The organism is Paenibacillus sonchi (assembly GCF_016772475.1).
GTDB lineage: Bacteria > Bacillota > Bacilli > Paenibacillales > Paenibacillaceae > Paenibacillus_AQ > Paenibacillus_AQ sonchi.
On sequence record NZ_CP068595.1, the window covers coordinates 5,686,800 to 5,699,948 of the forward strand.

Annotated in this window: 13 protein-coding genes; 1 reads left to right on the forward strand and 12 read right to left on the reverse strand. The window is 49.8% G+C overall.

All coding sequences use genetic code 11. From position 1 onward, the window contains the following. Positions 1-132: 132 nt before the first annotated feature. From JI735_RS25325 to JI735_RS25365, 9 genes are all read right to left on the reverse strand, one after another. Positions 133-1,293, reverse strand: a complete 1,161-nt coding sequence (locus tag JI735_RS25325) for an amidohydrolase family protein (protein ID WP_233476056.1) — start codon at positions 1,291-1,293, stop codon at positions 133-135. Beyond that, positions 1,277-2,347 (reverse strand): pyridoxal-phosphate-dependent aminotransferase family protein, encoded by a 1,071-nt coding sequence (locus tag JI735_RS25330; protein WP_202676559.1) that lies wholly within the window; start codon positions 2,345-2,347, stop codon positions 1,277-1,279. The genes JI735_RS25325 and JI735_RS25330 overlap by 17 nt, the downstream gene beginning before the upstream one ends. Then, on the reverse strand, positions 2,331-3,116 hold the full coding sequence (locus tag JI735_RS25335; protein WP_039836866.1) for an ABC transporter ATP-binding protein: 786 nt from the start codon (positions 3,114-3,116) through the stop codon (positions 2,331-2,333). Before JI735_RS25335 ends, JI735_RS25330 begins: the two co-directional genes overlap by 17 nt. Beyond that, positions 3,109-3,765 carry an ABC transporter ATP-binding protein gene (locus JI735_RS25340; protein ID WP_325175640.1) on the reverse strand — a complete coding sequence of 219 codons (657 nt, stop codon included), beginning with the start codon at positions 3,763-3,765 and terminating at the stop codon, positions 3,109-3,111. The genes JI735_RS25335 and JI735_RS25340 overlap by 8 nt, the downstream gene beginning before the upstream one ends. A gap of 103 nt (positions 3,766-3,868) precedes the next feature. After that, complete coding sequence (locus JI735_RS25345; protein WP_233476057.1) at positions 3,869-4,678, reverse strand: ABC transporter permease; 810 nt, start codon at positions 4,676-4,678, stop codon at positions 3,869-3,871. Positions 4,679-4,731: 53 nt separating this feature from the next. Next, positions 4,732-5,721 carry an ABC transporter permease gene (locus tag JI735_RS25350; protein ID WP_063822103.1) on the reverse strand — a complete coding sequence of 330 codons (990 nt, stop codon included), beginning with the start codon at positions 5,719-5,721 and terminating at the stop codon, positions 4,732-4,734. Further along, positions 5,718-7,337, reverse strand: a complete 1,620-nt coding sequence (locus tag JI735_RS25355) for an ABC transporter substrate-binding protein (protein WP_039836861.1) — start codon at positions 7,335-7,337, stop codon at positions 5,718-5,720. The genes JI735_RS25350 and JI735_RS25355 overlap by 4 nt, the downstream gene beginning before the upstream one ends. A gap of 142 nt (positions 7,338-7,479) precedes the next feature. Beyond that, on the reverse strand, positions 7,480-8,340 hold the full coding sequence (locus tag JI735_RS25360) for a Cof-type HAD-IIB family hydrolase (protein ID WP_063822102.1): 861 nt from the start codon (positions 8,338-8,340) through the stop codon (positions 7,480-7,482). Positions 8,341-8,479: 139 nt separating this feature from the next. Then, entirely contained in the window at positions 8,480-8,911 is a 432-nt protein-coding gene (locus tag JI735_RS25365) for a MarR family winged helix-turn-helix transcriptional regulator (protein WP_039836859.1), read from the reverse strand. A 385-nt stretch (positions 8,912-9,296) separates the two neighbouring features. On the opposite strand from JI735_RS25365, the gene JI735_RS25370 reads away from it, so the two are divergent. Continuing rightward, complete coding sequence (locus JI735_RS25370; RefSeq protein WP_202676560.1) at positions 9,297-10,883, forward strand: M4 family metallopeptidase; 1,587 nt, start codon at positions 9,297-9,299, stop codon at positions 10,881-10,883. A gap of 73 nt (positions 10,884-10,956) precedes the next feature. On the opposite strand, the gene JI735_RS25375 is transcribed toward JI735_RS25370, so the two are convergent. The 3 genes from JI735_RS25375 to JI735_RS25385 form a co-directional block, all read right to left on the reverse strand. After that, the gene (locus tag JI735_RS25375; RefSeq protein WP_039836854.1) at positions 10,957-11,535 is read right to left on the reverse strand and encodes a TetR/AcrR family transcriptional regulator; all 579 of its coding nucleotides are present in this window, start codon (positions 11,533-11,535) and stop codon (positions 10,957-10,959) included. Positions 11,536-11,624: 89 nt separating this feature from the next. Further along, the gene (locus tag JI735_RS25380; protein ID WP_039836852.1) at positions 11,625-12,446 is read right to left on the reverse strand and encodes an SDR family oxidoreductase; all 822 of its coding nucleotides are present in this window, start codon (positions 12,444-12,446) and stop codon (positions 11,625-11,627) included. Between the two features lie 204 nt (positions 12,447-12,650). Continuing rightward, the gene (locus tag JI735_RS25385; protein ID WP_039836851.1) at positions 12,651-12,995 is read right to left on the reverse strand and encodes a hypothetical protein; all 345 of its coding nucleotides are present in this window, start codon (positions 12,993-12,995) and stop codon (positions 12,651-12,653) included. Between the last annotated feature and the right edge of the window lie 154 nt (positions 12,996-13,149).

The following is a 13,149-nucleotide window of genomic DNA, read 5'->3' on the forward strand; positions in this document are numbered from 1 at the left end:
AACCCCGTTTTGTATAAAACAATTTACTCTTGAAAAATGATGACGATCAGGCAGCAAATTTACTACAAAATATAGCATAGGAGTCACCGGATATGAACACAAATGATTTCAAGCTCAAGCCTGAGCTTGAAATCATTTAATCAAATCCGATTCCTGCGCTCCGGTCAGGACGGAAACAATGCTGTTCCGAAGCTGCTCCGCATTTCGCGCCTGATAAGGGTCAGCATTGTAAATCACAGCATCGGCGATATAGCCTTCGGCAATCCGCCCCAATTCGCTGCCGCTGCCCAGAATCCCGGCAGCACTCTCTGTAGCAGATTTCCACGCTTCTGCCCGGGTCAGACCGTAATCCATTAACGTATCCAGTTCTTGCAGGTTGTATCCGTGCAGCGCAGGTGTGGCATAATCCGTACCGAATCCTATGCGGACGCCTGCCTTTTTGGCGTAGCCGATGGCTGTCGAGTGGGCTTCGGCAGCACGCGCAGCCCGGTCGCAAATCACCGGATTCAGTTCCAGCACCCCCTTCGGATCGGCTGCAATACGGTAGATCGAGGTGGTGGGTACAAAGGCTACTCCAGATTCAGCAAGTCTGCCGGCCTGCTCCTCACTCAGGAACATCCCGTGCTCGATGGATTCCACACCAGCCACGATAGACCAGTCTATCGTTACTCCGCCCCAGGTGTGCACCAGAACCTTTTTATGGTGCGCATGTGCATTGCGGACGATAAAGGCAAACTCTTCTTTCGAAAAATTCGGTTCAAGCACTTTCTCGGTAGGTGCACCGAGGCCGCCTGTAGCCATAATTTTGATCCAGCCTGCTCCGGTACCGAAAATTTGCGCCATCCGTTCACCCAAATGCTGAACTCCGCAGGCATCGGCGGCTCCCAGCATATCGCTGCTGGTCTGCACCCGCAGGGGCTGCTGATAGTGCTGAACAAGATGCCGGATAGTGCTGGGCAGAATCCCGCCTGCATCGCGTGCCGTCGTGACCCCCGTCCGCAAAGTAGCAGCAAAAGCGTCAGCCTGCATCGCTTCGACCTCGCGGCTGTCGCGTTTCAATTGATCTTCATGGTCAAAGTCTGTCCAGGCCAGATGCGTGTGAAGATCAATGATCCCCGGACTTATCCATAACCGTTGATCCGGGTGAGCAGGCTCCTCCAGTTGCGGCTCCGTTTCAATAATGGATGTGAAACGCCCGTCCTGGATTACAATGTCGAACCGTTTGCCCTGAATACCGGTGATATGAATACCGCTAAAGGTCTGAAGGGCGGGCCGTTTATGGATCATGCTCATTCCCCCACACCTCCCGGACAGCCTGCAAAGCCTGCGCTGGTTCTTGCCCCAATAAACGGGCCAGCGCTGCAATGGCTTTTTCCACACTGTCCCGGGATGCATTTGCCCCAAAATGATTGATCCGCAAAAGCTGGCCGAACAGCTCGCCGTCCCCGGGCGCAACAATCCCGGTCGGCTGACGGATCAGCAAGCCTTCTTTCCCGGAGATCCGGACCGTCGTAGTCAGAGTAGAATAATGTCTGCTGTCCTTCTGCCACGGCTCAAGCTCCAAGGCTCTGATCCCTGCCACAGCTGAGGCTGCGGCGCGTTCATGGCGCTTGATAACCTGCTGCAATCCCTCTTCTTCCACCTCTGTGAGGGCCGCAATCAGTGCTCTGGCTTCAAGGGTGGGAATGTTGGGTGGAACCCGCAGCGGCGCAGCCCCGTCCGGGGCCGGTTTCAAATCCAGCAAAGACAGAATGGAATTGCGCGGGGCCGCAGGATTGGACTCAAGAAATTCCCAGCCACGCGGTGAAATGCTCACCGCACTGACGCCATTCGGTCCAGCCAAGGCTTTTTGTGCACCGATCACTGCAAAGTCTACTCCCCATTCATCCACATTCAGCGCTTCTCCCCCGACTGCTGAGACAGAATCCGATACGGTAATGAGCTTATATTTCTGTGCAAGCTTAAATATGTCTTGAGCGGGATTCGATCCGCCGGTTACCACTTCAGCGTGAACGAAGGATAACGCATCCGGCTGATATTGCTCAATCGCTGATGCGATCATATCCGGCGCAGCAACTTCATCAAAAGGGACCTTAACCTCCACAACCGCTGCCCCGCCCCGCTCCAGCCATTGTCCAAACAATCTGCCGTATGGGCCTGTCACCACATTTACAAAAGTACGGCCAGGCGCAGCTATCCCGGCAGCAACGGCCTCAATCCCCAAAATCGCCTCACCCGGGATAATAACCGGGGGCTGCTGTGTGTACAAAAGTTTGGAGAGCAAACCGGTAAGTGTGTTGAACTCTGCCAGTGACAACGGCACAAATCCTTTATGTTCTGGGTTCATAATAACCTCCTGCTGTAGTGGTGTTCGGCATTTTGGGAACCGCGGACAACAGCTCGCGGCTGTAATCATGCTCCGGACGGGTAAAGAATTGGTCCCTGGAGCTCTTCTCTACAAGCTTGCCTTGCCGCATAACGGCTACCGTATCGCTAATGGCATGGATAACTCCCAGATCATGGGAGATGAACAGCATGGTAAGATGAAGCTCGGTTTTGAGCGTTTTGAACAGTTCAAGCACACTAAGCTGCACGGACACATCGAGTGCGCTCGTCGGTTCATCCGCAATCAGCAGGCTAGGCTCTACACTTAATGCACGGGCAATCGCAATCCGTTGGCGCTGTCCGCCGGAGAATTCGTGAGGGTACCTGTCGAGCGCCTTCGCCTCCAGGTGAACACGGGCCAAAAGCTCTTTGCATCGCTGCTCCACCTGCGGCCGGTGCACAATCTTATGAAACAACAGCGCTTCGGATAGAATCTGCCGGATGGAATGCTTGGGATTCAGCGAAGCATCCGGATTCTGAAAGATCATCTGGATCTTTTTATGCTGCTCCCGGCTTCTCTTTTTCCGCAATTCCTGTGATCCCAGCAGAATCTTTCCGCCGTCTGGAGCGATCAATCCGGCTATAACCCGAGCCAGCGTTGATTTCCCTGAGCCTGACTCCCCTACAAGCCCGAGGGTAGTATGCTCCTCCAGCTGAAGGCTGATATCATCCAACACAGTGAACCCGCCGTACCGGACCGTTAAATTTTGAACTTGCAGCGTACTACCCATTCTTTCTGCCCCCTTCCAGCTCCGGCAATGGAAGCACTGAATCCATGAGCATTTGCGTATAAGGATCTGACGGATGCTGCAAAAGATCAAGCGTATCTCCGTGCTCCACAATCTCCCCCGCCTTCATCACATATAGTCTGGAGCACAGGCTGGCGGCAATCGCCAGGTTATGGGTGACAAAGACCATGGCGAATCCGAGTTCCAGCTGCAGGCTGGTGATCGTCTCAATAATTTGCCGCTGAACGGTTACATCCAGCGCCGTTGTCGGTTCATCACAGAGCAGGATGCCCGGTTTGCAGGCCAGCGCCATGGCGATGACGATTCGCTGGCACTGACCGCCTGAGAGCTGGCTGGGATACCGGTCCGACCGCTTCAGAGCGTCCGGCAGGCCAAGCCTTTCGAGCAGCTCCAGCGCGATCCGGCGTGAAGCCTTCCGGCTCACCTGCTGTCTGTAATACACCACTTCCGCCAGCTGCTTCACCACCGGACAGAGCGGGTCAAGCGCACCTCTCGGGTCCTGGAACACCATCGCGCTGTTTACCTCGCTCTTAATGACGCCACCTGTCTGTGTGACACCGCGCGGCAGCAGGCCGAGAATAGCCCGCAGCGTAAGCGATTTGCCGGAACCCGACTCCCCGACTAGCCCCAGGCTCTCCCCTTTTCAAGCGAAAAGCTGACATTATGGACTAATGTCTCATTGGACTTTGCCGCCAGCGAGAGTGCCTCTAATTCCAAAACCGGTTGTGTAGACATCATTTTTTCCTCCAAATATCGGCCAATCCGTCCCCTACGAGAGACAAAGCGATCCCTGTATATACTACTGCGAATCCCGGCACTGCCGAGAGCCACCAGGCTGTCGTAATGAAGGGTTGTCCATCTGAGATCATGGTTCCCCAGTCCGGAGTGGGCGGTGCAATGCCTATGCCGAGATAACCGAGTGTAACAATGGCGACAAGCAGACCGATCATATCGGTCATCAGGACAACAACCGCTTGAGGCAGCGCATTGGGCAGCAGATGACGCAGGATAATTCTTACGCCGGGCAGACCCAAAGTCTGCGCGGATGCAACCCACTCCTGCTTGCGGAATGATGCGCTTAGACCTCTGACGACACGGGCAAACACGATCCATCCAACCAGCATAAAGGTGATATAAATCCCCCGTTCTCCTGCCCCGCTGGCAAAGGCCACGATAATTACAATCAGATAAAAAGGAAAGGCAATTAATGTGTCCGTCAGCAATGAAATAGCGGCATCGAGCCATTTTCCGTAATACCCTGCCAGCATTCCCAGAAATATGCCTGTGCAGAATGGGATGATCTCCGCCAAAACCATGATTTTCAAGTCTGTACGCGCTGCATAGATCAGTCTTGTAAATAAATCACGACCCAGCTGATCGGTTCCCAGCCAATGTGCTGCAGACGGAGGCTGCAAAAAAGCGCTCAGATTCTGCTCAGTAGGCGAATAGGGACTTAAGTAAGGAATGAATACAGCCAGAATAATCAGCACAAGAAACATAAGGCTGCCCACAAGCAGTGAAGGTGCATTCCATATTCGTTTCAAGCGGTAGGCCATTCTGCTGCCTTTATGCAAGTCTGGATCTAATGGTATAGGGTTCATTGTTTTCCTTTCGTTCTGGGATCAAGCCACCAGGAAATGATTTCAATCACTAAACTGATGATCACCACTGAAAGTGCACAGTACAGGGCTATGCCTTGAATAACCGGGAAATCCCGCTTGGAGATGGAAGTGAACAGCAGGCTGCCAATGCCCTTGATGCCATACACCTGCTCAACAACCAGTGTGCCGCCAATCAGATAAGATATATTGACTCCAAGCAGCATCAGTGTAGGAAGCGCCGAGTTGCGCAGCACATGCTTAAACAGAATAACGCTGTTCGGAATTCTTGCAGCCCTCAGGGTCACTACAAAATCGGACTCCAGCACTTCAAGCATTTGCGCTCTTAACGACCGGACAAGCGTCGGGATTTGTGAAAAAGCGACCGTTACCGCCGGAAGCACAAGACTGTGCAGGGTTCCGCTCCATCCTTCTCCTACACCGCCAACCGGAAACCAGCCCAGCCGGACACTGAAGAGCAGAATCAAAAGAAGGCCAACCCAAAAGATTGGCATACCCAGAGTGATTGCAGGAAATATACGGATCAAATGATCGAGCAGCTTATCCTTATGCGTGGCTGCAAGCGTAGCAAGTAGCAGCGCTATGATGATTGCCAGCACACAAGCGAGCAGAATAAGCAGCAAAGTAATGGGGGCGCGCTGTGCAATCAGCTCTCTGGCCGAGGTCCCCGTAATGATGGAATTTCCGGTATCCCCTTGGGTAAAGAGAGTGGTCATAAAACGGAGAAATTGATCCCATAAAGGGAGGTCAAGCCCGAGAGCATGATGCATGCTCTCGAGCGCCTCAGGTGTGCTGTATTCTCCTAAAATCATTTTTGCGGGGTCTCCCGGCACAATGCGGATAATGAAAAAGACCGCCGTCATTACGCAAAGGATCACGGCCAATGCTTTCACAAGGGCTATCACGAGCCACTTGTGAGAAGCATTACCTACCGTCCGCTCCGTCGGCACCAGCTTGGATTTCATCATTTGCTGATGCTAACCGCTTCTAGGCGTACGCTGCCGTTCGGCAGAACTGTCAGGCCCTGAACGGAAGAACGGGCACCGATCAGGATATCAGGATAGTACAGCGGAATGTACGGTACTTCATCGGCCAGGGTCTGCAGCAGCTTGGAGTAGATCTCTGCACGGCCATCGCCGTCCGCTGTTTTTTGTCCTTCATATAGAAGCTTGGTTACTTCATCGTTAGTATAATGGGTCCAGTACGATTTACTGAAGCCTTCAGGGTCTGTCTGGAAAGCAAGGATCGAGTTCGCTTCCGGAGAGTCTGCCTGGCCGCTGTTCAGCATTGCTGCAAAATCGTAAGCGAAAAAACGTTCCCGGAAGGCGGCCAATTCAACCGATTCAATCTCAATCTTGATGCCAATCGTCTGGCCTGCCGCCTGAATAATCTGCGCCTCTTGCGCTCTGGTGCTGTTGCCGGAAGCTACGAGCAATTTCGTGCTGAACCCGTCAGGGAAGGGGGATTTGGCAAGCTCAGCTTTGGCTTCATCCACATTGAAATTCAGCGGCTTGATCGTATCATTGCCGTTATAGGGAATCGTTGTCGGCAGCAAAGAATTTGCTGTCTGTGCGTAACCAAAGGTAAGCGCCTTGGTCAGCCCGTCACGATCCAATGCCAGAGCCAGGGCACGGCGGACATGGACATCCTTGAAATGCTCGTCCAGTGTATTGAAGAACAGCTGCTCGGTTACCCAGCTGCCATTCGTCAGTACTGCAGTGTCAGTACCATTTTTGATTTCATTGGCATTTTGCAGCGCCAGGGATTCAATCGCGTTCACTTCTCCAGCTTTTAACTGGTTGATGGCCTGGCTGTCATCTTCGATCAGCTTGTACACAAGCTTATCGATATACGGTTTGCCTTCCTGCCAATAGTTCGGATTCTTGGTAAACGTCAGATCGCCTGCCGGGTCCCAGGACTCCACAACGAAGGGCCCGGTACCTACAGGTTTTTTGAAAAATTCGGCTTCGGTCACTCCGCCGAAATTGTTCGGAAGAATGCCGTTGGAGAAGTTGGACAGCTCCGAGATAAACGGTGTGTATGGCTCTTTAAGCGTAATGACCAGCGTTTGCTTGTCCTGCGCTTTGACGGTATCAACCTTGGCGGAAATCTCCAGCGGGCCGCCCACCTTCAGATGACGATTCAGTGAAAATACTGCATCTTCAGCCGTTACCTCCGTCCCGTTCGAAAATTTCAACCCGTCGCGGAGTACGAACGTATACGTCAAACCGTCTTCACCGATGCTGTGCGACTTGGCAAGCCAGTCCACAATTTCGCCCTTGCTGTCAAAAGCAACCAGAGATTCAAACACTTTATCAATGGCAAACGCATTGTTCGACGTAATTTCATTATGAAGATCGAACGAGGTTACCGCAGCGGGCCGACCATATACAAAAGTTCCTCCCGTTGCCGGTTCCGCCGCAGCGGCACTCTGAACCGGTGCCGGACTGGCACTTTCCTGAGCAGTATTCGCCGAATTAGCTTTGTTGCCCGACCCGGAGCATCCTGCAAGCAATACCAAAAATAGTACTGCCAATGTCCCTAACCCCACCGATTTTCTTAATGCCTTTTTAAAATTTGACACCTAGGACCCACTCCTTCATATAAATCATATATGTTTAGTATGGATTGAATTATGGATTACTCGACACTATCTGTCAAACAAAAAATCATCACTGGACTCTTCTTAGTTCTAATTATTCCAGTACAGGAAATGAATTCGCTTTTTAATTCTGTTTTCCCGCATACAGCTTCCCTTCTTCTATATTTTCCAGCAAGGAAGGTTCCCCCAAAAGCAGGGAAATTTCATGCAGCACCCCATGCTGATTATTGCTCACCGTATGATAATTGACTACAGCCTTGACTTCCGGCGAAGCATTCTCCATCGCGTAACTGTATTTGCACAGCTTCAGCATTTCAATATCATTGCTGCTGTCTCCAAATGCTGCGCATTCATCCGGCCGCACACCATAGCGCTTCAGCAGGCGTTCAAGCCCCGATGCCTTATGGCAGCCAGGGATGATCAGATCAATACATTGATGTCCGCTGGTCACCGGGTCAACCACTCCCTTCAGTTCTTCCATTAACAGGGGCAGATATTTATCAACTCCGCCAGCAGCCAGGTCAGGAGTAATTAAGGAAAATTTGAAAATCTGGTCGTTAACCTGCTCAAATGCGCTTACCTTCTCCAGCCTCGGATAATAATGGCACATGAGCTCATAGAATTCCTTGCTGGCGCTTTCGAGCACATACGCTCCATTCACACCGCACATGACCGCAGAAATTTCCTCATATTGACTCAGCTTCTCCACGATTAGCTTCACCTGCTCCGGTGTAATTTCACCGGTGAACAATACTTCGGTCCCATCGATGACATAGGCGCCATTCTCTGCAACATATGCGAGTTCATCCTGGATACCTTCAAAAATCGTTTTCAGCTTATAGTACTGGTTCCCGCTCGCCACCACAAAATGGACGCCTTTAGCCTTCATTACAGCGTATAGCTGTTCGAACCATTTTTGATGGTAATTCTTTTTATCGTCTAAAAATGTACCGTCCATATCAACCGCGATTAACTTGATGTTCATAGTATGTTCTCCCCATCTCTATTTATATTGTCTCCTTTACTGTAAATGATGAAATGCATTTCATGTCAAGCGGGCCAGTTTCCATAACAAAAAAGCGAGCCGCCCAACATCAGTGAGCCTCCCGCCTGTTGTCATTGTGCTAAAGATTCGAATTCACCTTGTGCAACAATTTCATGAGCGTCTCCGCTTCCTCTTCCGTAAGGCTATCGGTGATGCTTTTTTCCACTTCTGCAAAAATCTCATTGAACTCTTCCACCAGAACCGCTGCTTTGTCCAACAGGTATATTTTTTTCTGCCGCTCGTTTTCTTTCGGAATCACGCGTTTGATATACCCCTTTTTCTCCAGACCCTGAAGCATGCTGGTGATGCTGGCTTCCTTGCGGTTGAAATGCTCCGCCAGATCCTTTTGAATCAGGCCTCTGTCCTCATGCTCTGCAATGTAGCCGATCATTTGTCCCTGCTGTGCATTAAGGCCCAGCTCGGCTAATCTGTCATCAGCGTCTTTTTTCTTTTTTAGCCCGATTTCCCGGATCAGATCTGAAAAAGGCGTACTCGGCATTCGTTTACTCATGCAGCTGCTCCTTTACTGAAAATAAATTAGATATCTAATTCTATGGAAATCTTACACTTCACCACTCTAACAGTCAACTTCAATTTACTAATGATTCCATAAATATTATTTTTTTGATTTATTTATCATTTATTATGATTTTAATCACAGTTGATATGAATCTCTATAAATATAATGAGAATACTATAATTACATTTTTTGCTATATCTACAATTTTCTATTGGTAGATTAAGAGTGTAGTTATTAGTTTCATGAAACACGAAAGGGGTTGTGTCCGCTCTTCTTTACATCCCAGATCGCAGCTTGAGTAGAGGCCAGATAAAAAATGACTGCAGGAACTCGGCACTGATTAAAACCAACTTTTTAGATCGGAGGAGTATTTATTATGAAAAAAAGTTTAGCATCCCTTCTTTCTGGCATTGTAGCGTTAGGTTCATTTGCATCCGTTGGTATCGCAGCCGAGAGCACTGAACGCAGTCAACCCGCTGAGCTATTCACTGGTTCTTCCCCTATATCAATTACGGACCAGTCGTTGAAAACTCCAGCGGGTGATGGTTCAGAGGAACAGGTATATAATTACCTGGAAAGTGTCAAAGGCAACCTGCATCTGTCCTCCAAGGATAACATCCGTGGGAAATTTCAAATTAAGGAGCAGCAGACAAACAGCAAAACAGGCAGCCAGCACTATCGGTTAAGCCAATATATTAACGGAATACCGGTGTATGGAGCGGATCAGACACTTCATATCGACAAAAGCGGCAACGTTACTTCACTGCTCGGAACTGTAGTTGAAAATGTATATCAGACCATTCCGCAGCCGCTTGTTCAGCTCAAGACCATATCCGACACCGAGGCTATCTCCGCTGCCGTAACTGATGCAACCCAGCAGTATGGTCCGCTTGGCGAAGCGCAAATTACGCCTGAAGCAGATTTGTATTATTTTATCGTGGCTGGTGAGCCGAAACTGGCTTACAAGACTGAAGTTAATGTGCTCGAACCCGAGCCGCTGCGGATCCGGTACTTCATCTCTGCGGAAGACGGAACCGTACTGTTCAAATACAATATACTGGAAGATCTGACCGGTACGGGCACGGGGGTCAACGGCGATACTAAGACTTTTGAGACGCGGCTTTCCGGCTCGACCTATCAGCTGTATGACAACACACGGGGTAAAGGCATCGTTACCTACACGGCCAAGAACCGGACCACTCTTCCGGGTTCTTTGCTGACCAGTTCTACAAATGTATGGTCGGATAGAGCTGGTGTCGATGCCCATGCGTATGCGGAAAGAACCTACGATTATTATCTCCAGCACTTTGGGCGCAACAGCCTAGACAACAAAGGGCTGCAGATTCGATCCAGTGTCCACTATTATACTTCCTATAACAACGCATTTTGGAATGGTTCCCAGATCGTCTTTGGGGATGGGGACGGTACTGTATTTACTCTTTTATCCGGGGACTTGGATGTTGTGGGGCATGAGCTTACACATGGCGTAACCGAAAATACAGCCAATCTTGAATACTACGGCGAACCGGGAGCTCTGAATGAATCCTTCTCCGACATCATCGGAAACTCCATCGAAGGGGAAAACTGGCTGGTAGGTGATAAGGTCTATACACCGGGTATACCAGGTGACGCACTGCGTTCACTGGCCAATCCAACGCTCTACGGACAGCCTGACAAATACAGCGACCGGTATACCGGTACCAGTGATAACGGCGGTGTGCATACGAACAGCGGCATCAATAACAAGGCCTTTTATCTGGTTGCCCAGGGTGGTACGTTCAACGGAGTGACAGTAGCGGGAATTGGCCGCGAGGACGCTGTTCAAATCTATTACAATGCACTGGTCTATTACCTTACCACCTCTTCTGACTTCTCCGCTGCCCGCGCAGCAGTCATCCAATCTGCAACTGAGCTGTTTGGAGCAGGCTCGGCTCAGGTTACGGCTGTAACTCGAAGCGTATAATGCGGTTGGGGTGTATTAATCGTTAAAAGAACAGGCCAAATGATCAGAAATGATCACTGGCCTGTTTTGTTTTTTATATACTAAAGCTTTTCCAGAAGGAATCCAGCAGCGCCCGGATGGCTGCTTCATCCATCGTCAGATAATGGCTCAGCGAGGCTTTGACGGTATATACGATAGACCCGTAATGCATTTGTACCATGAATTTAGGCTCCATAGGCCGGAACAGCTTAGCTTCGATGGCCTCCTGGTACACTTTTTCCAGCGGCGTACACCAGCCTTCCTCATATGCTGCCTGTTTCACTTCGTCATAGATATATGGGGAAAAAGAATATTGCTCGATGAACTGAAAGCCCTGCGGGTACTTCAGGGATACCCGGATCAGATTCTCCCATGCCCGCTCCAGCCGCGTACGAATCGGCTCATCCGTGAAGAAACCTTCCAGCACCACTAGACCGTTGAAGCTGACAATGCCCTTGTACAGCTCATTGATAATGGCTTCCTTGCTCTCAAAATAATGATAAATGCTTCCCGTAGAGATCCCGGATCTCTTGGCAATCAAAGACATGGATGTAGCCTGGAGCTCCTTCTCGATAATCAGCGCAAGCGTAGTTTCAAGAACGGCTTTCTGTACCTTGTTGTACTTGTCGAACAAAAGGCTTACCTCCTAATTAAAAGATGAACGTATCATTAGACAGAACATTCATTCTAATTTAAGGCATGACCTTCCCCTTGTCAAGCTGTTTACTTGTAACCCTGCGCGATAGTCTCCAGATATTGCTCAATGGGTACCGAATTCCGCATGGCGAGAAGGTTATTTCCGTCTTCTCCAATGACGGTACGGAATTTGCTGCTCTCTCCTGTCGCCAGAGCTGCTATCGCATCGACAATGATCTGCGGATCATCAAGCCGGCTGCTGTCTGCATGCTGCATCATTCCTGCAACCTTGCCGATCATTTCATCATAAACGTTCACATTCGGGTCCTTGTTCCATACAATATTGTTCTGGAAGTTGTTGCCGGAGGACCCGCCCTGTTCAATCAGCCGGAGTTCAATATTCTGGGGCTTCAGCTCATAATACAGCCCTTCAGTTAAGCCTTCCAGCGCAAATTTGGACATGTTATACAAAGACCCCAGCGGTACTGCAGTAGTTACACCCATAAAAGAGCTGATGTTAATGAACATCCCTCCGCCGCTTGCTCTGAAATGGGGGACGAACTTGCGGATGATGTTAATCGGACCCCGCGTATTTACGGCAAACTGCCAATCGATATCCTTTTCCTCGGCAAGCTCCAGCGGTCCATAGGTGCCCATTCCCGCATTGTTGACCACCACATCAATCCTGCCGAATGCAGCGATTGCCTGGTCTGCAGCCGATTGAACCTGGTCCACCTTTGTCACATCCAGCTTGAACAGCTTCACATTCCCGTACTGCTGAAGCTCCTCCTCCCGTTCCGGCGTACGCATTGTTGCGGCAACATTCCAACCCAGCTTGGCAAAATGTATTGCGGTCAGCTTCCCCAATCCGGTGCTTGTTCCAGTAATAAAAATTGTCTTGTTAGCCATTATAAAACCTCCTTATATCATTAGATCGAATGATCATTCTAATTTTGTGCAAAAAAATATCGCTCACTAGAACGATCATTCTATCCCATTATGCGCATTCCGCAGATTTCTGTCAAGCAGCCATCGGCGGCCAGCAGGGTTCTGATGTTGACCTTGTGAATACGATGTTATGTTTATAGTCCAATGAATGGTGTCGATCAATGATCAAAATGCCATTTCCACCAATCCATCCGCATAGATATCAACCCGCTGGGTGCAGAGCAGCATACCAATACTGTTGGCGGTGCCCTTTTCTATCAAATCTTTTTGCCGGCGCTCCCAGATCTCCCTGTCATGAATAATATCATAGAGATAGTATTTCTCAGAATTGGCAGCATCCATTTCTTCAACGAAGATGAAATCGTCTGCAAACAGACTGCGGAACCAGGCAGCGGCCTCTTCGTGGGAGGTAAACACAGGCAGGTCATCCGCAAAACGCTGCTGTAAATATCTCTGTTTCAGCCGGCCAATCCTGACATAGTACTCTTCAAGCGTCTGTGGCGTAATCATATTCAAGCCCCCTCTGGTTCATTCAAAACTTTTGAACAAAGTATCATGTTCGCAACCGGAGGGATATGACATTCTTCATTAAAGCTCTGTTGATAGGCTTCAAGGGCGTGCAGGCAGGATCAATAGCAAGTATTCATCACCCCTTTTGTCCATA

Bases quoted from the DNA above. Each gene is read 5' to 3' on its own strand.
- JI735_RS25385 (WP_039836851.1), bottom strand. From the start codon at position 12,995: ATGATTACGCCACAGACGCTTGAAGAGTACTATGTCAGGATTGGCCGG.
- JI735_RS25325 (WP_233476056.1), bottom strand. From the start codon at position 1,293: ATGAGCATGATCCATAAACGGCCCGCCCTTCAGACCTTTAGCGGTATT.
- JI735_RS25360 (WP_063822102.1), bottom strand. From the start codon at position 8,340: ATGAACATCAAGTTAATCGCGGTTGATATGGACGGTACATTTTTAGAC.
- JI735_RS25350 (WP_063822103.1), bottom strand. From the start codon at position 5,721: ATGATGAAATCCAAGCTGGTGCCGACGGAGCGGACGGTAGGTAATGCT.
- JI735_RS25370 (WP_202676560.1), top strand. From the start codon at position 9,297: ATGAAAAAAAGTTTAGCATCCCTTCTTTCTGGCATTGTAGCGTTAGGT.
- JI735_RS25330 (WP_202676559.1), bottom strand. From the start codon at position 2,347: ATGAACCCAGAACATAAAGGATTTGTGCCGTTGTCACTGGCAGAGTTC.
- JI735_RS25365 (WP_039836859.1), bottom strand. From the start codon at position 8,911: ATGAGTAAACGAATGCCGAGTACGCCTTTTTCAGATCTGATCCGGGAA.
- JI735_RS25380 (WP_039836852.1), bottom strand. From the start codon at position 12,446: ATGGCTAACAAGACAATTTTTATTACTGGAACAAGCACCGGATTGGGG.
- JI735_RS25335 (WP_039836866.1), bottom strand. From the start codon at position 3,116: ATGGGTAGTACGCTGCAAGTTCAAAATTTAACGGTCCGGTACGGCGGG.